Source organism: Amycolatopsis minnesotensis (assembly GCF_039529815.1).
GTDB lineage: Bacteria > Actinomycetota > Actinomycetes > Mycobacteriales > Pseudonocardiaceae > Amycolatopsis > Amycolatopsis minnesotensis.
This window is the reverse complement of sequence record NZ_BAAANN010000040.1, coordinates 42,349-65,423: the sequence shown is the minus strand read 5'-3', so window position 1 is coordinate 65,423 and position 23,075 is coordinate 42,349. Positions and strand designations below refer to the sequence as shown.

Genomic DNA, 23,075 nt, shown 5'->3' with positions numbered 1-23,075 from the left:
AGCGACGCTGACGCCCTGAAGGGCACCTTCGCGGCATCAGATTCCCCCAAGGGCCCCCTCAGGGCATGAACAGCCCCGGCCGCACCCCCTGCGAAGGTGGAAAAAGTGGCGTCAGAGCCCCCCAAGGCCACCCTCAAGGCATAGCGCCGCGCCCGCCCCGCCAAACGAAGGCTCCCCTTCGGACATCCAAATCCCCGAAGGTCACCGCGATGATGGGTACGCGTCGACTCCAGTGCCGGATAGCCGGAGCAGGCCCGCCGGAAGCTGGCCGCAAATTCCCGGAAGGGCACCTTCGGGGAATCTGACACCGCGATCTCGCCCCTCACGGCGCACGGCATAGCGACGCTGATGCCCTGAAGGCCCCCTTCGCGGCATCAGATTCCCCCAAAGGCCCCCTCAGGGCATGAACGACCCCGGGCGCACACCTGCGAAGGTGGAAAAAGTGACGTCAGAGTCCCCCAAGGCCACCCTCAGGGCATGACACCGCGGCAACCACGCGGAAACGAAGACTCCCCTTCGGACGTCCAAATCCCCGAAGGTCACCTTCAGGGCACGGGAAAGCCTTGCTAGCGCACGGAATCACGGCGTCCTTTGTGGATCGTCCCCCGAATGTCCGGCGAGAAAAAAAGGGGGGTGCCTTCCGGCCCCGCGCCGGAAGACACCCCCGTTTCCTGCCCCGAAATCAGCTTCCGGTGTTCTGGTCGATCCACGACGTGTAGGCGACCGCCGAGGTGTAGATCGACGGGCCGGTCGCGCAGGTGGAGCTGTCGTTGCCGCTGCGGCTGGTGACGCCGATCAGCTGCCACTTGCCGTCGGTCTGCACGACCTGCGGGCCACCGGAGTCGCCGTAGCACGCGCCGGCCTTGCCGCCGGGGTTGTCCGTGCACAGCTCGACCTTGCCGTCGATGCCCTGGCACTTGCCCGCGTCGACCACGCTCGTGTCGAGCTGCTGGAGCTTGACCGGCGCGTCGCAGCCGCCGCGCTCGGGGCAGGTCTGCCCCCAGCCGATCAGCCTGGACTTGGTGCCGGCGTCGGCGCCCGCGGCCAGCGCGACGGTCTCCGCCTTCACCGGCGAGGCGAGCTGCACGAGCGCGATGTCGCCGCCGGCGCCCTGCGGGTTGTAGTCGGGGTTGACGATGACCTTCTTGGCCTTCGCCTCCTCGCCGCCCTGCGTGCGGTCCGTGGTGCCGATCCGCGCCTGGATCTGGTCCGCCGAGGTGCCCTGGACGCAGTGCGCGGCGGTGACCACCCAGTCGGCCTTGATCAGGGAGCCGCCGCAGAAGTGCCCGCCGGAGGGGTCCTGCAACGACACCATGAACGAGTACGTCTGATCGGCGTCACTCCCGCCGACGATGTACGGCTGCACGTCCGCACTCGCCGCACCGGCCCCGAACACACTGGTCAGCACGCATGCCGCGCCCGTGACCAGCCCCATCACCAGAGATCGTGCCTTCATGATCCGCCTCTCGTCCGGTTCGTCCCCTGCCCCAAGGGACGTACCGGACGTTAGGCAATGTTGGTGATTTGGCAACACCGCCGAAAGTTGGTCTACTTGTCGAGTATCTTCTGGATCTCGGCGACGATTTCGGCCTCTGCCGCATCCTTCGTGACACCGAGTTCGGCGAGCACCTCCGGGCCGGTGCCCTCGCCGAGTTCGAGCAGGGCGAGCAGGATGTGTTCGGTACCAACGAAATTGTGCCCGAGGCGCAGGCTCTCGCGCAGCGTCAGCTCCACGGACTTCTTCGCCGGCGCGGTGAACGACGGAGCGTCCACTGAGGACGCTCCGCGCGGCCCGGCCGCGGCGACGGCCTTTTCCCTGGCTTCGGCCAGCGGCGCGCCGAGCTTTTCGATCACCTTGGCGGCGAGCCCGGTTTCCTCCGAAATCAGCCCGAGCAGCAGGTGCTCGGTCCCGATCACGGGGCTGTGCATCGACATCGCGGCCTGCTGCGCCCCGACGATCACGCGGCGGGCCTTGTCGGTGTAGCGGCCGTAAACGCGCTGGTACGAATCCAGCGACGCCTGGTCGACCCCCTTGGGCACGAACCGCTTCTGCGCCGCCTGCTTGGTCACGCCCATGCTCTGGCCGATTTCCGTCCAGGACGCGCCGGAGCGGCGGGCCTGGTCGACGAAGTGCCCGATGAGGTGGTCGGCCACCTCGCCGAGGTGCTCACCGGCGAGCACCGCGTCGGAGAGCTGGGTCAGTGCGTCGGATTCGGGATGTGCCTGCTTGACGAACGTGATCAGCTCGTCGAGCCGCACCGGGTTCTGGGTTGGTTCGCTCATGCGTCAACCATAGGTTGACGAATAGGACTTCGTCAACCCCAGGTTGACCAGTTCAGGTGAAGGGCAGGCCGACGTAGTTCTCCGCGAGGCTGGTCGCGGCCGCCGTCGACGAGGCCGTGTACCGGAGCTGCGAAAGCTGCAGGCGGCGGCCGAACCCGTCGGCGGCCGGGTCGACGTGCAGCATCGAGGTCATGAACCACGAGAAGTGCTCCGCGCGCCACACCCTGCGCAGGCAAGTGTCCGAATAGGACTCCACCCCGGCAGAGTCGTTGTGCCGCAGCAGATCCGACAGCGCCCTGGACAGCACCACGACGTCGGCGACGGCGAGGTTCATCCCCTTGGCGCCGGTCGGCGGGACGATGTGCGCGGCGTCCCCGGCGAGGAAGAGGCTGCCGTACCGCATCGGCTCGGCGACGAAGCTGCGCATCGGCGTGACCCCCTTGTCCAGCACCGGGCCCTCGTGCAGCGCGAAGCCGCCGGTCGTGGCCAGCCGCGCCCGCAGCTCGGCGAAGATCCGCTCGTCCGGCCAGGCCGCGATGTCCTCGTCCGGCGCCACCTGCAGGTAGAGGCGGGTGATCTCGGGCGAGCGCATGCTGTGCAGCGCGAACCCGCGCTCGTGGTGGGTGTAGATCAGCTCCTCGTCCGACGGCGGCGTCTTCGCGAGCACGCCGAGCCAGGCGAACGGGTACTCGCGGTCGAACGTGCGCAGCGCACCGGCCGGGATGGCGCGCCTGCTGATGCCGTGGAAGCCGTCGCAGCCCGCGATCACCTCGCAGCGCAGCTCGCGCCGGTGCCCGCCGGAATCGGTGTAGGTCACCGACGGGGTGTCCGACGCGATCCCGTGCACGTCCACATCGGACACTTCGAACTCGATGGGCGGCCCGGCGTGCGCGGCGATCAGGTCCTTGACGATCTCCTGCTGCCCGTACACCGTGATCGACTTACCGGTGAGCTCGGTGAGCGCGATCCGGTGGTCCTCGCCGTCGAACCGGAGCGAAAACCCGTGGTGCGGCAGGCCTTCGGCGTGCAACCGCGTGCCGAGGCCGATCTCGTCGAGCAGGTCGACGGTCGGCTGCTCGCACACCCCCGCGCGCACGCGCTGCTCGACGTAGGCCCGGTCGCGCGCTTCGAGGACGACCGAATCGATCCCCTCGCGGTGCAGCAGATGGGACAGCAGCAACCCGGCGGGGCCCGCCCCGATGATGCCGACCTGGGTGCTGGTCACCTTCGACGCCACCGGGCCTCCTTTCCTCTCCGATGCTCGCAGTCTGCCCGGCGAGCACGCCCCTCAGCAGCACTCCTTCCACTCAGCAGAAGACTCCTTGGCACGGTGCCAAGATCACGGAGTGCGGTGCAGAGGGGCGCCGAGGGCGCGGGAGATGCCCCTCGCGGCGGCACGGACCGCGGGCACCAGGACGAACGGGTCGGTGCTTTCGGCGGGCACCACGATCGAGATCGCGGCCGCCACCTCGCCGTCGGCGCCGAACACGGGCGCCGCCACGGACAGCGCGATGAGTTCGATCTGCCCGTCGCTGATCGCGAACCCGTCCCGCCGCACGGTCGCCAGCGTCCGGCGGAGCAGCTCCTCGGTGCCGATCGTCTTGTCCGTGAACCGCTTCAGCGGCTCGGCCAGCACGTTCTCGGCCGCCGACGGCGAATGCGCCAGCAGCGCCAGCCCGACCCCGGTCGCGTGCGCGGGGAGCCGCCCGCCGACCCGCGACACGACGTTCACCGCGGCGCGCCCGGAAATCCGCTCCAGGTAGACGACCTCGGCGCCGTCCAGCACGGCGAGCTGCACGTTCTCGTGCGTCGCCTCGTACAGGTCCTCCAGGAACGGCATCGCGTTCTCGCGCAGGCCGGTGCCCCGCGGCGCCAGCGCCGCGACCTCCCACAGCCAGAGCCCGACGCGGTACCGGCCGTCGCCGTCCCGTTCGAGCGCGCCGCGTTTGGCCAGCTCACCGACCAGCCGGTGCGCCGTCGACAACGGCAGCCCGGCGCGGCGGCTCAGCTCGGACAGGCTCAGCGCCCGCCGCTCGGTGCTGAACGCGCCCAGCAGATCCAGCACGCGCTCGGCGACCGAGGGCGGGCTCGTCGCGTTGTGCCGCATCCGCCAAGGGTATGGCCGATCCGCCGGTTCCGGATCCGACCACAGGATGGCCTCCGTTAGTCCGAATCCGGTAACAGCGGGCGCATGAACGTGCGCCGGTAGCGGAGGACGCAGCCGGTTTCGTCCCGGATCCGGTCGGCTTCGACGAAGTCGGGGTCGGTGCCGAACAGGGTCCGGTACTCCTCGTACGCGGCCAGGCTCTCGAAGCTGAACAGGGCGCGGGCTTCGTCGCTGGCGCCTTCCGCGGGCAGGAAGTAGCCGTGGTGGATGCCGCCGTGCCGTTCCACCAGGTCCATCCACCGCCGCGCGAACCGCTCGAAGTCCTCGATCTTGGCCGGGTCGATGACGTAGTCCACGACGCAGGTGATCATGTGCCCATTGAAACAGCGGCGCGCAGCGACTCCCTGGGGGGTGGCGGCTGGGCGACGGGCGGGCCACCGGGCCACCGGGTCTCAGCCGACGTGGACGAGCGGGCGCCGCCCCGGCTCCGGTTCGGCCCGGCGCAGCACCTCGCGCGTCACCGGCGGGATGTCGCCGTCGCCGAAGATCAGGTACCGCACGATGAACCGGAACGGGTTCCCCTCCGTCCACGCGAAGTAGATGTGCGGCAGTTTGCCCGTTTCATCCCTGATGTGCAGCAGGATGGCCGCAATGGCGTTCGGGATCGACGGGCTGGTCACCCGCAGGATCCGGTACCCGTACCGCTTTTCGCCCCGCACCCGCAGCGTCGACTCGAAGTCCGAAGCGTCCGAGATGGTGACCTCCAGGAAGATCAGCGCCGAGTCGGCGGGGATGTGGTTGTCCTCCCGCGCTTCCCGCTCCTTCTCGCGGTATTCCTCCTCGTCGCGCGCATCCGGTTCGTTCGCGATGATGCGGACGTGCCCGCTGCGGACCGCCTTGTCGAGAATGCGGGTGGCGGCGGCGTCGAAATCGACTTCGTCGACGCGCAGTTCCAGTGAACGGGTCGCACGGGAAACAAGCGACGTGGTGATGATCGCCAGAATGAAGAACGCGGCGATCTTCACGCCGTCGGGGCGTTCCACGATATTCGCGATCGTGGTGTAGGCGAACACCACGGTGATCACCGAATACGCGATGAACGCGCGCTTCTGCTGCATTCTCTTCGCCGAAAGCGTGACCGCGACGGCGGCCGAGGAAATGAGCACCAGCACCCCGGTCGCGTACGCGCCGCCCTGCGCTTCCACGTTCGCGTCGAAGATCCAGGTGATCACGAACGCGATCACCGCGACCACGATCACCAGCGGCCGCGTCGCGCGCGCCCAGTCCGGTGCCATGCCGTAGCGCGGCAGGTACCTCGGCACGATGTTGAGCAGCCCCGCCATCGCGGACGCGCCGGCGAACCACAGGATCGCGATCGTGCTGACGTCGTAGACGGTGCCGAAGACGTCGCCGAGGTAGCTGTGCGCGAGGAACGCCAGCGCGCGCCCGTTGGCCTGGCCGCCCGCCTCGAACTCGTGCTGCGGGATCAGCACGGTGGTGGCGAAGCTGCTGGTGATCAGGAAGGCGCTCATGATCAGCGCGGCGGTGACCAGCAGGCGGCGGGTGTTCCGGATCCGCGCCACCGGCTCGTCGTCGGATTCCCCTTCCCTGCCGCGCACCAGCGGCATCACCGAAACCCCGGTCTCGAACCCGGAAAGGCCGAGCGCCAGCTTCGGGAAGACCAGCAGCGCGACCCCGGCCATCAGCCACGGGTCCGGATGCTCCGAGAGCACCAGGTTCTGCCAGTTGACGACGAGATCGGGACTGGAGAACACGTGCGTCAGCGCGACGGCCACCACGACCACGTTGAGCGCGAGGAACGTCCCGACCAGCACCACCGCGACGCCGATCGCCTCGGCGAACCCCTTGAGGAACACCGCGCCGAGCAACGCGATCAGCACGAGCGTGATGAGCACGCCCTTGTCGTGCAGGAAATCCGGCACGAACGGGTTCTCGACGACGTGGGCGGTCGCGTCGGCGGCGGACAGCGTGATGGTGATCACGAAGTCCGTGGCGACGAACCCGAGCAGCACGAGGACGAGCAGCTTGCCCTTCCACCACGACAGCAGCCGTTCGAGCATGGCGATGGAGCCCTGGCCGTGCGGGCTTTCCGCGGCCACCCTGCGGTAGATCGGCAGCGCGCCGCCGAGGGTCAGCAGCACCAGCACGATCGTGGCCAGCGGCGAGAGCACGCCCGCCGCCAGCGCCGCGATCCCCGGCTGGTAGCCGAGGGTCGAAAAGTAGTCGACCCCGGTCAGGCACATCACCTTCCACCAGGGGTGGTCGTGCCGCTTGACCGGTTCGCGCCGCCCACCCTTGAGCTGTTCGGCGCGCTTGTGCTCCCCTTCGAGCAGCCATGCCGTGAACTTGCCCGGTTTCTTGCGCGTGGTGACGGTCACCTGTGGTCTCCCCGACCCCGACTTGGCTGGACGCGGCCCATCCTGCCCCTACGATGAGCGGCGTGACCACCGCACCCGCCGCACCCGCCACGGTCGAGTTCAGCGAGCACGGTCTCGCGGTGCTGACGATCGACGCCGGGCCGCTGAACCTGTACACCGCGCAGCTCCACGAAGCACTGGACGCCGCGCTGGACGAGGTCGAGGCCGAGCACACCAGGGCGCTGCTGGTGCGCGCCGAGGGCAAGATCGTCAGCGGCGGCGTCGACGTGGGCCTGTTCGCCGCGCAGGACGGCCCCGATCGCGCGAAGGTGCTCTTCGACCGCATGCTCGCGCTGCCGAACCGGATCGCGGCACTGCCGTTCCCGACCGTGTTCGCCGCGCACGGGCTGTGCCTGACCTGGGCGTTCGAGGTGGCGGTCGCGTGCGACCTGCTCCTGGCCACGGACAACGCGAAGTTCGGCCTGGTGGAAAAGGTCGTCGGGCTGACGCCGACGATGGGCGGCACGCAGCGCCTCGCCGCGCGGGCCGGTGTCGCCAGGGCGAAGGAGTTCGTGATGACCGGCGACCGCTACAGCGCGGCGACGCTGGAGCGCTGGAACGTGGTGAACCGCGTGCTGCCCGCCGACGGGTTCGACGAGGCCGCGCGCGCGTTCGCGGCCTCGCTCGCGGAAGGGCCGACGAAGGCGCACGCCGCGACGAAGGAAGTGCTCGCGCATTTCGAACGCGGCGGTGTCGACGAAGCGAACGAGCACATCACCGCGATCGCCGCGGATCTCTACCGCACGCGTGACCTCCCGGCCGCGGTGCGCTCGTTCCTGGCCGACGGGCCGGGGAAGGCGACCTTCACCGGCAACTGAGCCGACCCTCCACAGTGGACTAGGACGGCGGCGCCAGCACTACGCCGGTGTCGTAGCCGCCCATGCCGAGCGCGGATTTGAACACCAGGCCGTCCTCCATCACGGTGGGGCCGCTGAGCAGTTGCGGATGGGCCTCGGCGACCGGGACGGGCGCGAGGATCCTGCCGCGCTCGTAGCTCATGCTCGCGAGCGCGAGTTCGAGCATCGCGGACGCCGACTGGCAGTGCCCCGTCAGCGGCTTCGTCGAGTAGATCCCGGTATCGGGCCGGAAGAACCGCTCGACCATCGCGGCCTCCGCCTCGTCGCACTGCTTGGTACCGGGGCCGTGCGCGGAGAAGTAGCGGATGGCATCACCGGAGACGCCGGCGTTCTCCAGCGCGCCCGCGTAGCAGGCGTCGACCTCCGTCCACGCCGGGTCGATCGCGGTGGGGTGGAAGGCCTCGTGGGTGATGGCTCCCCCGAGCAGCTTCGCGTACGGGTTCGTGGCCTCCTTCGACACGATCATCGCGACGGAGGCCTCGCCGGGGACGAAACCGCGGCTGCCCTTCTGGAACGGGCGGCAGCCGTCGAGCGGCTCGGTGTCGGTGTGGGCCGCGCCCAGCCGCACGAAATGGGCCACGTTCTCGGGTGTCAGGGACACGTCGGTGGTGACCACGACGACGTCGTCGGCGAATCCGGAATCGAGCCACATCTTCGCGGTGAGCACGGCGGCGTTGCCGGACGCGCACATCGCGCTGATCGTCATGGCTGGGCCGTGGAAGCCGAACTCCTTCATCAGCATCGCGACCGGCGTCGACGGGAGCTGGGCCAGGTAGTCGCGCACCGGCCGCTCGCCGCCGCAGTCGAGGTAGAACTCCCGCCACAGGTCCGCCTCACCGAGCGAGACGCCGTGCACCAGCCCGACGCGCCGCCCCGGCCGCCAGCCCCGCGCTTCGGCGTCCGCGACGGCTTCGCGGGCGGCGGCCCGCATCGCCCTGGCGAACCGGCCGAGCCCGTCCTCCGGCTCTCCGCCGAACGGCACGTGCGCCACCCAGCCGCCGTCGCCGCCGTCCGCGTGGCCGTAGCCGTCGACACGGGTCGCCGCCGGTTTCCCGGTGGCGAGCCCGTCCCACAGGCACTCACGCCCCCAGCCGTACGCGCTGACGGCACCGATACCCACGAATCCTGACCCGTTACGACCCATAATCCGGCCTCGGCTTTCTTCTACCGTGTGACCGGCCCGGTCCGGACCGGTCATCCTGATCCGCGTCTGCTCGCGTATCGGCCCGACCACCGGATGTGATCCCAGGTGGTAGAGACCAATTTTCGTAGACAAGGGGTGTGCTCATTGTGCCTCCGCGGCTTACTGTGGGCACAGCGAACGCCCGTGATCGAAACGGGGAACGGCGGGACTGCGGATCGGACGGGACATGGAGGCAGGGGGCCACGACGCCACCGAAGACCGCGGCGCGGACGCCGTGGCCGGGCAACTCGCCGGCGCCGAAATCCCGCCCGCCACCGAAACCATGGCGAGCTGGTCTGCCGACTTCACCACGAACACCGTCACCTGGACTCCGCAAATCCCTCGTGTGCTCAGCTTAACCGGGACAAATCCGACCGAGATCCGCGACCGTTTGGCGGAACTGGTTGCTCCATTGACCGCATTGTCGAAGTCGTCGAAGGTCGGTGACGAGGTCGAACTCGACCAGGCCTACCGCAGCCCGGACGGCGACCAGCGCTGGATCCGTCTCCGCGCGAACACGGTGGGTGACCACATCGTGCGCGGGCTGACGGGCGTCGCGAGCGACGTCACCGACCAGCACACCGACCGGCAGGCGCTCGCCGACCTGTCCGACCGGTACCGGCTGCTCGTCGAGCTGAGCCCGGACGGCATCTGCGTCCACCAGAACGGCATCGTCGTCTACGCGAACCCCGCCGCGGTGCGGATGACGGCCGCCGCGAGCGCCGAGGCGGTGCTCGGCAGGCCGCTGTTCGACTTCGTCGACCCGCATTCGCTCCCCGAGCTGAAGTCGAGGATCGCCAGCCTGCGCGTCGCGGGCGCGCGCTCGGAGCCGACCGAGATGTCGATGCGCACCCTCGACGGCGAAACGCTGGCCGTGGAAACCGTGTCGGTCCGCACGACCTGGCAGGGCCGGTCCGCCTACCAGGCCATCATGCGCGACATCACCGCGCAGAAGGCCGCCGCGGCCGCGCTGCGCTACCAGGCCGCGCTGGTCACGCACGTCAGCGACGCGATCATCGCGACCGATCGGCACGGCGTCGTCACGAGCTGGAACCCCGCCGCGGAGACCGTGTACGCGCGCGCCGCGGTCGAGGCGATCGGCAAGCCGGTCCGCGAGGTCGTCGGCGCGCAGCTCGACCCGGGGTGGGTCGTGCGCTTCGGCGGGGTCATCCAGACGGCCCACCGCCGCGCCGACGGCGTGGCGCTCGCGATCAGGGTGTCCGCATCGGAGATGGGCGACGGCTACGTGCTCGTCTGCGCGGACGAGACCGCGCGCCGCCGCGCCGAACAGCACTTCAGCACGGTGGTCGCGTCGCTGGACGAGGGCGTGATGGTGATCGGGCCGACCGGGGTGATCACCACCGCGAACCCGGCCGCGCACCGGATACTCGGCATCATCGGCAGCGCCGCGCTCGTCGGCATGCGGACCAGCGAGCTCGCGCTCTACGACGAGGCGGGCCGCCGGATCCCGCAGGACGGCTACCCGACCGCGATGGCCCGCCGCTCCGGCGAGCCGCAGAACGGGCGCGTGGTCCGGGTGCGGGGCCCGGAAGGGCGCTCGGTGTGGCTCTCGCTCACCGCGCGCACGCTCAACCCCGACGATCCCGGCCCGCCGTCGGTGGTCGCCTCCTTCACCGACATCACCGAGCGCCGCGCGATCGCCGAGCGGCTCGCCCACGAAGCGACCCACGACCCGCTGACCGGTCTCGGCAACCGCACGCTCGTGCTGCGCAGGCTCACCGCCGCGCTCGGGCAGTCCGACGTGACCTCGGTGCTGTTCATCGACCTCGACAAGTTCAAGGTCATCAACGACTCGCTCGGCCATTCCGTCGGCGACCGCGTCCTGCAGGCCGCCGGGGAACGGCTGCACCAGTGCGTCTCGCCGCGCGATCTCGTCGGCAGGCTCGGCGGCGACGAGTTCGTCGTCGTGACCTCGACGGTCACCGACCGGGAAGAGGTGCGCCAGCTTTCCGAGCGCCTGCGCGCCGCGCTGACCAGGCCGGTCGCCGTGGACGGGCGGCAGCTCCACATCGACGCCAGCGTCGGCATCGTGCTCGCCGAGCGCGGTGACGAGCGCACCGCGGAGGACCTGCTCCGCGACGCGGATGTCGCGATGTACCAGGCGAAGACGCTGGGCAGGGGCCGGTACGAGTTCTTCGACGTGGAGCTGCGCGAGCGGATGCAGCGCAGGCTCCGGCTGGAGCAGGACCTCCGCGCCGGTGTCCACAATGGACAGCTTTGGCCCGCGTACCAGCCGGTGGTGGACATCGCCACGAAGCGGATCATCGCGGTCGAGGCGCTGCTGCGCTGGGACCACCCCGCGCACGGCCCGGTGTCGCCGACCGAGTTCATCTCGCTCGCCGAGGAAAGCGACCTGATCAACACGATCGGCGCGCACGTGCTCACCACGACCGTGCACGAGGTCTCCGGGTGGCGCGCGAAACACGGCGTCGAACTCGACCTCGAAGTCAACCTTTCGGTGCGCCAGCTCGAAGATCCCGGGCTCGTGCCCGCGGTCAGCGAGGTGCTCCGGATCACCGGCCTGCCCCCGAAGTCGCTGTGCCTCGAAGTCACCGAGAGCGCGCTGATGCGGGATCCCGCCGCGGCCTCCGGGGTCTTGCAGGAGCTGCGCGATCTCGGCGCCAGGCTGGCCATCGACGACTTCGGCACCGGGTACTCGTCACTCGCCCAGCTCCGCAAGCTGCCGCTCGACATGCTGAAGATCGACCAGACCTTCGTCGCCGAACTGGGCACCTCCCCGGATGCCGCCGCGATCGTCGCCAGCATCATCGCGATGGCGCACGCCGTCGACCTGACGGTGATCGCCGAAGGCGTGGAAACCTCGCGGCAGCTCGAAATACTGGCTTCGCTCGAATGCGACCAGGCGCAGGGGTACTACTTCGGGAAACCGGGCTCGGCCGCCGCGCTGCTCCGGCTCATCGGCCCGGACCAGCGCTGGGCGCCGGGATCCTGCTGACCGGGATGCGGCTGGGCGGGATGCTGCTGGCCTGAAGGGAGCCTTCAGGGCAGGGAGTTGAGGAGAGAGCACGGCGCCCCGGTGCTCATCGGATGAACCGGGGGCGCCGCAACGAATCGCGCCTCAGCGAGTGTCCGCGCCCGTTGCCACGACGAAGGCACGCCATGCGCTCGCGGGAACCCGGAGGGCACCCGCGTCACGAGCCTTGGTGTCCCGCACGCCGACCATGACGCCCAGGTTCACCTCCACGCAGCTAGTGCTTTGCTGGCTACGACTGGACTTCTTCCACTGACCGGTAACAGTCACCTTCTCGCTCCATCCTGTCGACCTCCGCGGCGATAAGGGACACCGAGTCGCTCGGGCTCAGCGCCACCTGGAACACCTTATCGGCCGCTTGCCGATATCTGGACACGTAATCGTCGTCGCTCAGGAAGAGACCGCTGATCCGAGTCTCGACCTGGACCACCGGCTGCGCCTCATCCGAATCGATGAGCACGAACGGTGTCTCCAGCCCAGGATGCCAGCCTGCGTCGAACGGAATCACTCGAATATCCACATTGGACATTTCGGCCAACTCCACCAGGTACCGGCACTGGTCGAGTATCACGTTCCGCCCGCCGATCATCTGGCGCAGCGCCGCTTCTCCGATCAGCGCAACAAAATGGACCGGATGCCGTCTGAGAATTACGTCGCGGCGCCCGATCCTGATGGCGACACGAGTTTCGATCTCCGAGACCGGAACGCCGCCCGCAGACATGATCGCCCTGGCGTAGTCGCCGGTCTGCAGCAGACCTGGGATCAACAGAGGAGCCATGTCGGTTATCACTGTCGCCGAGCGCTCGAATTCCAAGACCGCGGCGAGGTGTTGTCGTTGCTCCGGGAGGGTGACGGCGAGCCACAGCGGCCCGGCCGTGCCGCCGCGGGCCATCTCGACCAGTTCGTCGTACCGCGCCCCGCCCACGCCGAGCGTGGTGAGCATCCGGGCGATCTCGGCAACGTCAGCACCTCGCTTGCCGTTTTCGATGCGCGAGACCGTGCCGGGGTCCTTTCCCAACCGGCGGGCGAATTCGCGCAAGCCGAAGCCCGCTTCTTCGCGCAGTTCGCGGAGCGCCGCGCCGAGTGCGCGCGCTTTCGGGGTTGCTCTGTTGCCTGCCATGCAACGAACAATATGGCGGTTGACCTGCCAATTCATCCCTCGATCAGTGACTTGCGGTTCAGTTTCGCACCGGCTGTTTTGGTCACAGACAACAGCGCAACATCCGCAACAGAGGACTGGTCCCATGAGCTGGCGACGCGATATGCACGGCAACATCGAAGATCCCGACGGCACCGGCCCGGTCAACGACGAGTTCCGCCCTGTTGTCGGCGGCGTCCGGCATCGGACCGGCGAAACAGAGATTCCCCCGAACGGCGCAACGATCCGGATGCTGTGCGGATTCCTGTGGAAAGTGCACCGCACGAAGAAGTCACCGCACCTCTACGACTGCCACGCCTGCGAAGAGGAGTTCACCGAAGGCCACCTCCCGGACATGCGAGATGGACCGGAAGCGGGCGAGGGAACTTCCGGGACGCCCAGGTCACCGAAGGCGTCCTTGCGGGCATGTACTGGGCATTCACGGCTCGCGTCCCCTTCTCGTGTCCGCACTGGTGCCCCGAAGGTGCCCTTGAGGGAATCTGACGCCGCGAAGGGCACCTTCAGGGCATCAGCACCCCTCAGGCGAAGCGAACGAGGGACGAGATCGCGGCCTCAGATTCCCCGAAGGTCACCTTCAGGGACCCCCGCGGCTCCACACTCCGCTACCCAACTCACCCCGATCGACACACACATCATCACCGCGACCTCCGGGAACCCGAGCACCCCGAACTCCACCCCTCCGAAGAACCCGCGCCACCCCAACAGAGACCCCACATGCCCCGAAAGGGCCCTTGAGGGAATCTGACGCCGCGAAGGGCACCTTCACGGCATCAGCACCCCCCAGGCAAAGCGAACGAGGGGCAAGATCGCGGCGTCAGATTCCCCGAAGGTCACCTTCAGGGACCCCAGCGGCTCCACGCTCCGCTACCCAACTCCCCGGATCGACGCACACATCATCACCGCGACCTCCGGGAACCCGAACGCCCCGAACTCCACCCCTCCGAAGAACCCGCGCCACCCCAACAGAGACCCCACATGCCCCGAAAGGGCCCTTGAGGGAATCTGACGCCGCGAAGGGCACCTTCACGGCATCAGCACCCCCCAGGCAAAGCGAACGAGGGGCGAGACCGCGGCCTCAGATTCCCCGAAGGTCACCTTCAGGAACCCCGGCGGCTCCACACTCCGCTACCCAACTCACCCCGATCGACGCACACATCATCACCGCGACCTCCGGGAACCCGAGCACCCCGAACTCCACCCCTCCTAAGAACCCGTGCCACCCCAACAGAGACCCCACATGCCCCGAAAGAGCCCTTGAGCGAATCTGACACCGCGAAGGACACCTTCACGGCATCAGCACCCCCCAGGCAAAGCGAACGAGGGGCGAGATCGCGGCGTCAGATTCCCCGAAGGTCACCTTCAGGGCATTCACCCCGGAGCCGATCAGCCCGGCCGCAGGGCTTCCAGCGCTTCGCGGAGCTGCCCGCTGACCTCGACTGGGCGGCGAGAGGCCCGGTCCACGAACACGTGCACGAAATGGCCTTCCGCGATGACCTCGTCGTCCCGGTACATGCCGATCTCGTAGCGCACACTGGTCCGGCCGAGGTGCCCGACCCGCAGCCCCACCGAAAGCGTGTCCGGGAAGGAAACCGAACCGTGGTAGTTGCAGTGCGATTCGACGCACAGGCCGATCGTGTCGCCCTCGTGCATGTCGAGGCCGCCGCGCTCGATCAGCCAGGTGTTGATCACGGTGTCCATCAGTGCGTAGTGCACGACGTTGTTGACGTGCCCGTAGACGTCGTTGTCCTTCCAGCGCAACGGAACCCGCTGCCACTGCGGGTACGCGCTCACCACAGCGCCACCGAGCGGCGGAAGACGCCGGCGAGGTCCTCGGCGCCCGCTTCCCGCGGCGCGGTCGCGAGCAGGCGCTGCTGCTTGAGCGCACCCCGCACCAGTTCGTCCACATCGGACTCCGAATAACCGACGTCGCCGATGCCGTTCGGGATGCCGATGCGCCGCATCAGCGCCTTCAACGCCGCCGGGAGGTAGTCCGCGTCGGCGGGCACGTCCAGCTCCGGCGCCAGCAGGCGGGCGACCCGCAGGTGCCGTTCGGGCGCCGCGTCGAAGGTGAACCGGAACGCTTCCGGCGCGGTCAGCGAAACCGCCATCCCGTGCGGCACCATGGCTTCCTCGCCGGGGTAGCCCGCGGGGTGGAAGTCGCGCACCTGCCCCGCGATCGGGTAGGCGTTGGCGTGCGGGATGTGCACGCCCGCGTTGCCGAAGCCGAGGCCCGCGAACGTCGCGGCCAGCGCCAGATCCTCTCGCGCGCGCACGTTGCCGCCGTCCTCCACGGCCGCGGGCAGCGCTTCGCGCAACAGGTCGAGCGACTTCTCCGCGAACATGTCGGCGAGCGGGTTCGAGCCGCAGTACGGCACCCGCTGTTCGGGGCGCTTGCGGTCGAACTCGGTGTAGGGCTTCGCGGTGTAGCTTTCCGCGGCGTGGCACAGGATGTCCATTCCGCTGGCCGCCGTCACCCCGGCGGGCTGGCTCAGCGACAGCCTCGGGTCGACCACCGCCAGCGTCGGCCGGAGCCTGAGGTGGCTGATCCCGCTCTTCACCCGCAGCGACAGCACGTCCAGCACGCACACCGTGGTGCTCTCGGCGCCGGTGCCGGTGGTCGTCGGCACCGCGACGAACGGCTTCAACGGCTTTTCCGGCGCCCTGCCTCCACCGACCGGCGCGTTGACGTAGTCCATCAGCTCGCCTTCGTTGCTCATCAGCAGGTTCACCGCCTTCGCGGTGTCGATGCTGGAGCCGCCGCCGACCGCGACGAACGCGTCCCACGGGCCGGTGCCGCGCGCGTGGTCGACCGCCTTGCGCATGCTCACGTCGGTCGGTTCCACGTGCACGTCGTCGAAGACCTCGGCCGCGAGGCCGTAGGACACCAGTCCCTCGGCGATCCGCTGCGGCCAGCCGGTCGCGGCCACTCCGGGATCGGTGATGACGAGGACCCGGCGCGCGCCGAGCTGGCTCAGGTCGTAGCCGATTTCGTCGCTCGCGCCGCGGCCGTACTTCAACGCGGGCGCGCCGTAGGTGAACACGGTCTCGCGGTCAGGTGTCACGTCCACGCCCCGAGCTTAGGGGCCGCGCGACCGGAGAAGAAGATCGCGACAATCCGTCATTTCGGTCATTCCGGTGAATGATTACCGAATCCAGTCAACTCTGAGGTGCTTCTCGCTCCGCTAAGTAAGTGACCCTTCACTTGACCGGGTGATCAAGGCGCCCTTAACTTGGCCCATCAGGTATCACCGGGGTTGGACCGTCGCACAGACGGCCGTACGTATTCTCGCCGAGGCCGGCGTGCGTCGCGCGTACACGGTCCCCGGCGAGTCCTTTCTCGAGCTCTTGGACGTCCTGCAGCTCCAGCGTTCGATTTCGCTGATCACCACGCGGCACGAAGCGGGCGCGGCGTTCATGGCCGAGGCCGAGGGCAAGCTGCGCGACGTGCCCGCGCTCGTGCTCGGCAGCAAGGGCCCCGGTATCGCGAACCTCGCGATCGGCGTGCACACGGCGTACCAGGACGAGACGCCGATGATCGTGATCCTCGGCGAGACCGCGTCGAACCTGCTCAAGTACAGCGGCCCGAGCGATCCCGACCTGACCGGCATGTTCTCGTCGTTCGTGAAATGGGCCGGGAAGGCCAGGAGCGCGACCGACGTGCCGAAGCTCCTCGTCGAGGCGATCAACGCGGCCAGGACCGGGCGGCGGGGGCCCGCGGTGCTCGCGGTGCCGAGCGACTTCTGGGTGGCCCCGTTCGACCAGTCGCTCGCCGATCCCGACCTGGCGATGCGCACCGGCACCCTGCACCGCTCCGCCGACGAGGTCGCCGCGCTGCTCGCCGACTCGAAGTACCCGGTGGTGATCGCGGGCGGCAGGGCCCGCTGGGCGCGCGACGAGCTGGTGATGACCGCCGAGCACCTCGGGTTCGCCGTCTACAACGCGTTCCGCAGGCAGGACGCGTTCCCGGAGACGCACGAGCGCTACGCCGGGCACCTCGGCATCGGGATCCCGGCGCGCCAGCTCGACGCGCTCGAACGTGCCGACCTCGTGCTGTGCCTCGGCACCCGGCTCGACGAGGTGACCACCCAGAACTGGCGCTACCCGCTGCCGTCGCAGACGCTGGTGATGGTCGGCACCGGGCCCGCCGACGCGCGGCGCGGCGGGCTGACCTTCCGGGTCGCCTCGGAGGTCGAACCGTTCCTGCGCGAGCTGCGCTCGGTCGCCGCGCCGAGGACGCGCCGCAGCTCGGCGGCGAACGCGGCGGTGCACACGTTCATGACCCCGCCGGACACCCGCGACAGCGTGCTCGTGCACCCCGCCGACGTCGTACGGACCGTGCGCCGCCACGCGCCGGAGGACACCATCGTCACGAACGACGCGAGCGCGTTCGCCGGGTTCGTGCACCGCTACTGGTGCTTCACCGCCGCGCGCTCCCAGCTCGGCCCCGCGAACGGCGCGATGGGGTACGCGGTGCCCGCCGCGGTCGCCGCCAAGCTCGCCGAGCCGGAGCGCACCGTGTTCGCGATGGTCGGCGACGGCGCCGCGCTGATGACCGGGCAGGAGATCGAGACCGCGGTGCGCTACCGGGTGCCGATCATCGTGATCGTGTTCCAGAACGGCGTGTACGGCACGATGGCGATGCACCAGGCCAGGACGCACGGGCGGCTCGCCGGGGTCACCCTGCCCGCGGTCGACTTCGCGGCGTGGGCGCGCGGGCTCGGCGCCGCGGGCTACATGGTCGAAGATCCCCAGGAGCTGGAGCCGACGATCTCGCGCGCGCTGCGGCACCAGCGTCCCGTGCTGATCGACGTGCGCACCGACCCGGACGTGATCACCCCGGAGACCCGGCTGAGCGAGCTGTACCACGGCGATCGCTCCGGGTGAGGCGACACGCACCGCCCGTGGGTTGGCGGGCGCTCCCATCTGTGCTTTACTTCCAGTGGTCTCAAAGTTTTTGTGTTCGTGCTAACCCACGCTCGCAAGACGTAGCGGGCGTAGTGGTTCCCCCGGGAAGCAAACCGCCTCGTGTTGAGCCCGAGGTGCCGAAGTGGCTTCTCGTTTTGTTTGTTACACATGGAGATACTTTTTATGACGCAGGGCACTGTGAAGTGGTTCAACTCCGAGAAGGGGTTCGGCTTCATCACCCCCGACAGCGGTGGCGGCGACGTCTTCGTGCACTACTCGGAGATCCAGGGTAACGGTTTCCGTACCCTCGAGGAGAACGCGCGAGTCGAGTTCGAGATCGGCCAGGGCCAGAAGGGTCCGCAGGCGACCTCGGTCAACGTCATCTGACGAAGACTTCGAGAAGAAGCCGTCGCCCCACCGGGGCGGCGGCTTCTTTCGTGTCCGGGTACCCCTATACCCCCTTGGGGTATAGTCGAAGCTGAAGTGGAGACGAGGAGCGAGCGATGCGCGGATACACCGACGACAAGGACGCCTACGTCAAGCGGCTGCGGCGGATCGAAGGCCAGGTACGCGGGCTCGCCCGGATGATCGAGAACGACGAGTACTGCATCGACGTGCTCACCCAGATCTCGGCCGCCACCAAGGCACTGCGGTCGGTGTCGCTCGCGCTGCTCGACGAGCACCTCAAGCACTGCGTGGCCGAGGCGCTCGAAAGCGGCGGCGACGAAGCCGACGAGAAGGTGCGCGAAGCCAGTGAAGCGATCGCCCGCCTCGTCCGTTCCTGACCAGCAAGGAGTGCCCTCGATGACCGAGTCCAGCTACACCGTCACCGGAATGACCTGCGGCCACTGCGCCGGTGCCGTGCGCGAAGAGGTGGAGGCGCTCGCGGGCGTCGCCAAGGTCGACGTCGACGTCGAGTCCGGTTCCGTCGTGGTGACCAGCGAAGCGCCGCTCGCGGTCGACGACGTGCGCGCCGCCGTGGAGGAAGCAGGCTACGCGCTCGCCTGAGTGCGTTCAGCGGGCTAAACGCACTTGAGGCGATTCGGGAAAACCCCCGCCGGCCTGGGGGCTGACCCGGCTCCCGCGGCATCGGAGCGTGCCTAGCGTCGAGCGTCGTGAAACTCACGTCGCTGACGCTCGCGCTCGCACTGACCACCACCGGAACCGCCTACGCCGACGGGCTCCAGCGGCCCGTGCTGCCGCCGCCGAGCGGTCCCGCGCAGGTCGGCACCGCCTCGCTGCGGCTCGTCGACCCGGCGCGCCACGATCCGTGGAAGCCGGAGAAGCCGTACCGCGAGCTGATGGTGAGCGTCTTCTACCCGGCTCGCGACGCCGAGCGGTACCCCGTCGCGCCGCACATGCTTCCCGGCGCCGCGAAGGCGTACGACGAGTTCGCGGGACCGGGCAACGCGGGCGTGCCGACCGGTCTCGTCGACTGGGCGGCCACGAAGACGCACTCCCACGTCGGCGCGCCGGTGGACCTTCGCGGCGGGCCGCGGCCGGTGGTGCTCTACGGCGCGGGCGCCGGCGATCCGCGCACCTGGAACACGACCGCCGTCGAGGACCTGGCCAGCCGCGGCTACCTGGTGGTGACGGTGGACCACACCTACGAGGCGGCCGGGGTCGAGTTCCCCGGCGGCCGGGTCGAACGGACCGTGCTGCCGGAGCTGATCCCGCCGGAGGGCCCGCCGCCGGCGAGCCTGCTGCGGAACACGCTGACCCGCCGCGTCGGCGACCTGCGCTCGGTACTGGACCGGCTGCCCGAAATCGGCGTGCGCGTGCCGGGCCTGCTCGGCGCGATGGACCTCGGCGAGATCGGGGTCTTCGGCCACTCCGGGGGCGGGTTCGCGGCGCTGCAGACGATGCACGACGACCCGCGCGTCAAGGCCGCAGTGAACATGGACGGCCTGCTGTCCCACACCCCCGAAGACACCGGCGACGAGCTTTCGAGCGTGGCCGCCGACGGTGTCGACCGGCCGTTCCTGCTGCTCGGGCACGAACGGGGCGGGCACCACGCGCGGCCGTCGTGGAACGCGCTGTGGCAGCACTCGACCGGCTGGCGCGGCGATCTTCTGCTCCGCGATTCCAAGCACGCGTCCTTCACCGACGCCGAAGCGATCGAGCCGCAGTTGCACGGCCTGCCGGAACCGGCGTCGGAGCGGATCGGCACCGTCGACCCGGCCGCCGCGCTCGCCGCGAACCACGCCTACGTCGCGTCGTTCTTCGACCGCTTCCTGCGCGGGGTGGACGACCACCTCCTGGACGCCCCTTCCCCCGCCCACCCCGACATCGACTTCGTCTCCTGAAGGTGCCCTTGAGGGAATCTGATGCCCCGGAGGGCACCTTCAGGGCATCGAAAAGTGCGCTCGGAATACCTGACGTGATCTGTCAGGTTTGCCGCATAGCGTTCCACGCATGACATCAACCGCAACGCTCGTCATGGTCACGCTCGACTGCCCCGACCCCCGCGTCCTCGCGGAGTTCTACCACCAGGTGACCGGCTGGGAGATCGCGCACAGCGAGGTCGACTACGCCATGGTTTCCCGGGAAGGCCAGGTCCCGATCGGCTTCCAGCGCGCCGACGAGTTCGCGCCGCCGCGCTGGCCCGGCGCCGAGGTGCCCCAGCAGTTCCACCTCGACTTCGTGGTCGAGGACCTGGACGCCACCGAGAAGAAGCTGCTCGACGCGGGCGCGGGCAAGCCCGAGTTCCAGCCGGGCGGCGACAGGTGGCGCGTGCTCACCGACCCCGCCGGGCACCCGTTCTGCGTGTGCCTGCGCAGCAGCTGATCCGCGTCACTTCCCGGCGTACGGGTACCTTCCGTCCGCGCTGAACCCGCGGCACGCCGATCACACCGTCACCGTGCGCGGAGATGTCCCGGCTGCGCCGCATCCTCGACGGCAGGCCGTACCACTTCGCCGACGTCATCGAGGCCGAGCACCGCGCAACGGGGCCACGCTGATTCCCTGAAGGTGCCCCTCAGGGAATCCAACGCCGTGAGGGGCTCCTTCAGGACATCCGAGCAATCTCACCTCGAAGGCGCCCGCCCCCGCGAACATGCCCCAGCGAAAACCTCCCCCGCCATCTCCACCCCGATCTCCACCGCAGTGTGGTCCCCGGGAAGCGCCCGGGTTCCTACCGTCCCGGTCATGAAGAAGGAAGACCTGATCCGCATGGCCGCGAACAAGGCGCAGGAATCGATGTCGGGAGGCAAGATGCAGGGCAAGACGCTGATCACCCTGGTGATCGTCGGCGTGGTGGTACTGCTGGGGTTCCTCGCCTACCGGCTGATCCTGGTCGAGCTGATCACCAAGCTGAGCGATCACCACTGACCACTCCGCGAGGTGCCATGCGGAAGCTGCCGGACAACATCGCGCCGGCGTGGCTCGTGGTGCACGTACTGGGCACGCTGTTCATCGCCGCGACGCTCGCGACCGCGCGCGAGCATTCGCCGTGGGTATGGGCGGGGTACGGCGTCAGCGCGGCGTGCTGGCTCGCGTTCACCCTGCTCGAACTGAAGCGGACGCGGCTGGGGCTCGCCGCGGTGATGCTCGCGCTGACGACGCTGCTCTCCGGCGCGCTGGTCGGCTGCGCGGACGACTCGTCGGCACTGATCATCAGCATCATCTCGGTCGGCCGGTTCGCTTCGCTCATCACGCCGAGCGTGGCGGCGATCCTCGCAGTCGGCGTCACCGACATGGTGCTGGCGATGTTGCCCGCTTTCCTGGCGCAGCAACCGTTTTCGGACACCCTCATCGACTCCGGCGTGCTGCTCCTCCTGCTGCTGCTCGGCCTCAACCGGCGCCAGTACGAACTGCGCGCCTACCAGGCCGAGGAGCTGCTCACGCAGACCGAGCTCGCGCAGGAGGAACACGCCCGCGCCGCCGCGCTGGACGAGCGCAACCGCATCGCGCGCGAGATCCACGACGTGCTCGCGCACTCACTCGGCGCGCTCGGCGTCCAGCTCGAACTGGCCGAGGCACTGCTTGAGAAGTCCGATGTGGACACTGCGATGAGCACGGTGCGGCGGTCGCGGCGGCTCGCCGCGACCGGGCTCGCCGAGGCGAGGAACGCGGTGACCGCGCTGCGCCGGGACGTGCCTTCGCTGGCAGCCGCGGTGACCGGGCTCGTGGCGGCGCACCGCGCGGACCACGCGACTCCGGTCCGCTTCGACACCACCGGCACCGAGCGCGCGCTGTCCTCGGCCGCGGCCGTCTCGCTCGCCGCGATCGCGCGCGAGGCGCTGACAAACGCGGCCAAACACGCGCCAGGAGAGCCGATCGCGGTCACACTCGACTTCGACGCGAACGCGGTGCGCCTGGAAGTGCGCAACGCCGCCGCGGAAGCCGAACCCGGCGAGGGCTTCGGCTTGACCGGGATGCGCGAACGGCTCGCGCTCGCCGGTGGCACGCTGTCCTCCGGGCGGCGGAATGGCGAATGGATCGTGACGGCGGAGGTTCCGGAGTGATCAGGGTCGTGGTGGTCGACGACCAGCAGGTGATGCGCGAGGGCCTGGTGGCGCTGCTCGGCCTGCTCGACGACATCGAGGTGGTCGGCTCCGCGGGCGACGGCGCGCAGGCACTGGCGCTGCTCGCCCGGCAGCACGCGGACGTGGTGCTGATGGACCTGCGCATGCCGGTGCTCGACGGTGTCGAAGCGACCAAGCGCGTCACGCGCGACCATCCCGGCACCGCCGTGCTCGTGCTCACCACCTACGACGACGACGAGTCCATCGCGGGCGCGCTGCGGGCGGGCGCGCGCGGCTACCTCACCAAGGACGCCGGGCGGCTCGAAATCGCCTCCGCGCTGCGTTCGGCCGCGGCCGGGCAGTCGACCTTCGACGCGGGCGTGTCGGAACGGCTGGTCGCGGCGCTTTCCGGGCAGCGGCGCGCGAAACCGAAGGCGGTGCTGCCGGACGGGCTCACCGCGCGCGAGGCCGAGGTGCTCGGCCGGATCGGTGCCGGGCTGAGCAACGCCGAGATCGCCAGCGAGCTGTTCATCGGCGAGGCCACCGTGAAAACGCACATCAACAACGCCTTCGCGAAGATCGGCGTGCGCAACCGCGCCGAGGCGGTCCGCTACGCCGTGGACCACGACCTGACCTGATCGGATACCTTCGTGCCCTAGTGACT

22 protein-coding genes are annotated in these 23,075 nt (G+C 69.3%); 11 read left to right on the top strand and 11 right to left on the bottom strand.

The window, feature by feature from the left end; all coding sequences use genetic code 11:
- Positions 1 to 682: 682 nt before the first annotated feature.
- The 6 genes from ABD256_RS36065 to ABD256_RS36040 all read right to left on the bottom strand — a co-directional run bounded on the left by ABD256_RS36065 (position 683) and on the right by ABD256_RS36040 (position 6,789).
- Positions 683 to 1,456 carry a S1 family peptidase gene (locus ABD256_RS36065; protein ID WP_344429410.1) on the bottom strand — a complete coding sequence of 258 codons (774 nt, stop codon included), beginning with the start codon at positions 1,454 to 1,456 and terminating at the stop codon, positions 683 to 685.
- Between the two features lie 92 nt (positions 1,457 to 1,548).
- Positions 1,549 to 2,283: a Clp protease N-terminal domain-containing protein gene (locus ABD256_RS36060; RefSeq protein WP_344429408.1), complete on the bottom strand. Its 735-nt coding sequence runs from the start codon at positions 2,281 to 2,283 to the stop codon at positions 1,549 to 1,551.
- A gap of 52 nt (positions 2,284 to 2,335) precedes the next feature.
- Positions 2,336 to 3,508, bottom strand: a complete 1,173-nt coding sequence (locus ABD256_RS36055; RefSeq protein ID WP_344429458.1) for a 4-hydroxybenzoate 3-monooxygenase — start codon at positions 3,506 to 3,508, stop codon at positions 2,336 to 2,338.
- A 114-nt stretch (positions 3,509 to 3,622) separates the two neighbouring features.
- Positions 3,623 to 4,390 carry an IclR family transcriptional regulator gene (locus ABD256_RS36050; protein ID WP_344429406.1) on the bottom strand — a complete coding sequence of 256 codons (768 nt, stop codon included), beginning with the start codon at positions 4,388 to 4,390 and terminating at the stop codon, positions 3,623 to 3,625.
- A gap of 56 nt (positions 4,391 to 4,446) precedes the next feature.
- On the bottom strand, positions 4,447 to 4,761 hold the full coding sequence (locus tag ABD256_RS36045; RefSeq protein ID WP_344429404.1) for an NIPSNAP family protein: 315 nt from the start codon (positions 4,759 to 4,761) through the stop codon (positions 4,447 to 4,449).
- An 81-nt stretch (positions 4,762 to 4,842) separates the two neighbouring features.
- Entirely contained in the window at positions 4,843 to 6,789 is a 1,947-nt protein-coding gene (locus tag ABD256_RS36040; protein WP_344429402.1) for an APC family permease, read from the bottom strand.
- Between the two features lie 62 nt (positions 6,790 to 6,851).
- Between ABD256_RS36040 and ABD256_RS36035 the strand changes: the two genes are divergently transcribed.
- Entirely contained in the window at positions 6,852 to 7,646 is a 795-nt protein-coding gene (locus ABD256_RS36035) for an enoyl-CoA hydratase/isomerase family protein (protein ID WP_344429400.1), read from the top strand.
- A gap of 19 nt (positions 7,647 to 7,665) precedes the next feature.
- Here ABD256_RS36035 and ABD256_RS36030 read toward each other — a convergent pair whose 3' ends face one another.
- Positions 7,666 to 8,829, bottom strand: coding sequence for a beta-ketoacyl synthase N-terminal-like domain-containing protein (locus ABD256_RS36030; protein WP_344429398.1), 1,164 nt, complete (start codon positions 8,827 to 8,829; stop codon positions 7,666 to 7,668).
- A 226-nt stretch (positions 8,830 to 9,055) separates the two neighbouring features.
- Here ABD256_RS36030 and ABD256_RS36025 point away from each other — a divergent pair, with 226 nt between their 5' ends.
- Positions 9,056 to 11,845 (top strand): sensor domain-containing protein, encoded by a 2,790-nt coding sequence (locus tag ABD256_RS36025; RefSeq protein WP_344429396.1) that lies wholly within the window; start codon positions 9,056 to 9,058, stop codon positions 11,843 to 11,845.
- Between the two features lie 123 nt (positions 11,846 to 11,968).
- Here the strand turns inward: ABD256_RS36025 and ABD256_RS36020 are convergent, their stop codons facing one another.
- The 4 genes from ABD256_RS36020 to ABD256_RS36005 all read right to left on the bottom strand — a co-directional run bounded on the left by ABD256_RS36020 (position 11,969) and on the right by ABD256_RS36005 (position 16,108).
- The gene (locus tag ABD256_RS36020) at positions 11,969 to 12,088 is read right to left on the bottom strand and encodes a DUF397 domain-containing protein (RefSeq protein ID WP_344429456.1); all 120 of its coding nucleotides are present in this window, start codon (positions 12,086 to 12,088) and stop codon (positions 11,969 to 11,971) included.
- A gap of 25 nt (positions 12,089 to 12,113) precedes the next feature.
- Complete coding sequence (locus tag ABD256_RS36015) at positions 12,114 to 13,001, bottom strand: helix-turn-helix domain-containing protein (protein ID WP_344429394.1); 888 nt, start codon at positions 12,999 to 13,001, stop codon at positions 12,114 to 12,116.
- Positions 13,002 to 14,423: 1,422 nt separating this feature from the next.
- Positions 14,424 to 14,834: an acyl-CoA thioesterase gene (locus tag ABD256_RS36010; RefSeq protein ID WP_344429392.1), complete on the bottom strand. Its 411-nt coding sequence runs from the start codon at positions 14,832 to 14,834 to the stop codon at positions 14,424 to 14,426.
- Entirely contained in the window at positions 14,828 to 16,108 is a 1,281-nt protein-coding gene (locus ABD256_RS36005; protein ID WP_344429390.1) for a hydroxyacid-oxoacid transhydrogenase, read from the bottom strand. Before ABD256_RS36005 ends, ABD256_RS36010 begins: the two co-directional genes overlap by 7 nt.
- 232 nt (positions 16,109 to 16,340) lie before the next feature.
- Between ABD256_RS36005 and ABD256_RS36000 the strand changes: the two genes are divergently transcribed.
- The 9 genes from ABD256_RS36000 to ABD256_RS35960 all read left to right on the top strand — a co-directional run bounded on the left by ABD256_RS36000 (position 16,341) and on the right by ABD256_RS35960 (position 23,049).
- Positions 16,341 to 17,924 carry a thiamine pyrophosphate-binding protein gene (locus ABD256_RS36000; RefSeq protein ID WP_425546578.1) on the top strand — a complete coding sequence of 528 codons (1,584 nt, stop codon included), beginning with the start codon at positions 16,341 to 16,343 and terminating at the stop codon, positions 17,922 to 17,924.
- 204 nt (positions 17,925 to 18,128) lie between these two features.
- Positions 18,129 to 18,332: a cold-shock protein gene (locus tag ABD256_RS35995; RefSeq protein ID WP_344429388.1), complete on the top strand. Its 204-nt coding sequence runs from the start codon at positions 18,129 to 18,131 to the stop codon at positions 18,330 to 18,332.
- 116 nt (positions 18,333 to 18,448) lie between these two features.
- Positions 18,449 to 18,730, top strand: coding sequence for a metal-sensitive transcriptional regulator (locus ABD256_RS35990; protein ID WP_215549358.1), 282 nt, complete (start codon positions 18,449 to 18,451; stop codon positions 18,728 to 18,730).
- Between the two features lie 19 nt (positions 18,731 to 18,749).
- Positions 18,750 to 18,953: a heavy-metal-associated domain-containing protein gene (locus ABD256_RS35985; RefSeq protein ID WP_344429385.1), complete on the top strand. Its 204-nt coding sequence runs from the start codon at positions 18,750 to 18,752 to the stop codon at positions 18,951 to 18,953.
- 107 nt (positions 18,954 to 19,060) lie between these two features.
- Complete coding sequence (locus ABD256_RS35980) at positions 19,061 to 20,251, top strand: alpha/beta hydrolase family protein (RefSeq protein ID WP_344429383.1); 1,191 nt, start codon at positions 19,061 to 19,063, stop codon at positions 20,249 to 20,251.
- Between the two features lie 109 nt (positions 20,252 to 20,360).
- On the top strand, positions 20,361 to 20,732 hold the full coding sequence (locus tag ABD256_RS35975) for a VOC family protein (RefSeq protein ID WP_344429381.1): 372 nt from the start codon (positions 20,361 to 20,363) through the stop codon (positions 20,730 to 20,732).
- 360 nt (positions 20,733 to 21,092) lie between these two features.
- Positions 21,093 to 21,275 carry a hypothetical protein gene (locus ABD256_RS35970; RefSeq protein ID WP_344429380.1) on the top strand — a complete coding sequence of 61 codons (183 nt, stop codon included), beginning with the start codon at positions 21,093 to 21,095 and terminating at the stop codon, positions 21,273 to 21,275.
- A 17-nt stretch (positions 21,276 to 21,292) separates the two neighbouring features.
- A complete protein-coding gene (locus ABD256_RS35965) occupies positions 21,293 to 22,411 on the top strand; it encodes a sensor histidine kinase (RefSeq protein WP_344429379.1) in 1,119 nt (372 codons plus the stop codon).
- Positions 22,408 to 23,049, top strand: coding sequence for a response regulator (locus ABD256_RS35960; RefSeq protein ID WP_344429377.1), 642 nt, complete (start codon positions 22,408 to 22,410; stop codon positions 23,047 to 23,049). Before ABD256_RS35965 ends, ABD256_RS35960 begins: the two co-directional genes overlap by 4 nt.
- The last annotated feature ends 26 nt before the right edge of the window (positions 23,050 to 23,075 follow it).

Excerpts from the sequence above, each read along its gene's own strand:
- ABD256_RS36065 (WP_344429410.1), bottom strand. The coding sequence starts at position 1,456 with ATGAAGGCACGATCTCTGGTGATGGGGCTGGTCACGGGCGCGGCATGC.
- ABD256_RS36060 (WP_344429408.1), bottom strand. The coding sequence starts at position 2,283 with ATGAGCGAACCAACCCAGAACCCGGTGCGGCTCGACGAGCTGATCACG.
- ABD256_RS36050 (WP_344429406.1), bottom strand. The coding sequence starts at position 4,390 with ATGCGGCACAACGCGACGAGCCCGCCCTCGGTCGCCGAGCGCGTGCTG.
- ABD256_RS36045 (WP_344429404.1), bottom strand. The coding sequence starts at position 4,761 with ATGATCACCTGCGTCGTGGACTACGTCATCGACCCGGCCAAGATCGAG.
- ABD256_RS36030 (WP_344429398.1), bottom strand. The coding sequence starts at position 8,829 with ATGGGTCGTAACGGGTCAGGATTCGTGGGTATCGGTGCCGTCAGCGCG.
- ABD256_RS36025 (WP_344429396.1), top strand. The coding sequence starts at position 9,056 with ATGGAGGCAGGGGGCCACGACGCCACCGAAGACCGCGGCGCGGACGCC.
- ABD256_RS36015 (WP_344429394.1), bottom strand. The coding sequence starts at position 13,001 with ATGGCAGGCAACAGAGCAACCCCGAAAGCGCGCGCACTCGGCGCGGCG.
- ABD256_RS35995 (WP_344429388.1), top strand. The coding sequence starts at position 18,129 with ATGACGCAGGGCACTGTGAAGTGGTTCAACTCCGAGAAGGGGTTCGGC.
- ABD256_RS35990 (WP_215549358.1), top strand. The coding sequence starts at position 18,449 with ATGCGCGGATACACCGACGACAAGGACGCCTACGTCAAGCGGCTGCGG.
- ABD256_RS35985 (WP_344429385.1), top strand. The coding sequence starts at position 18,750 with ATGACCGAGTCCAGCTACACCGTCACCGGAATGACCTGCGGCCACTGC.
- ABD256_RS35975 (WP_344429381.1), top strand. The coding sequence starts at position 20,361 with ATGACATCAACCGCAACGCTCGTCATGGTCACGCTCGACTGCCCCGAC.
- ABD256_RS35970 (WP_344429380.1), top strand. The coding sequence starts at position 21,093 with ATGAAGAAGGAAGACCTGATCCGCATGGCCGCGAACAAGGCGCAGGAA.
- ABD256_RS35965 (WP_344429379.1), top strand. The coding sequence starts at position 21,293 with ATGCGGAAGCTGCCGGACAACATCGCGCCGGCGTGGCTCGTGGTGCAC.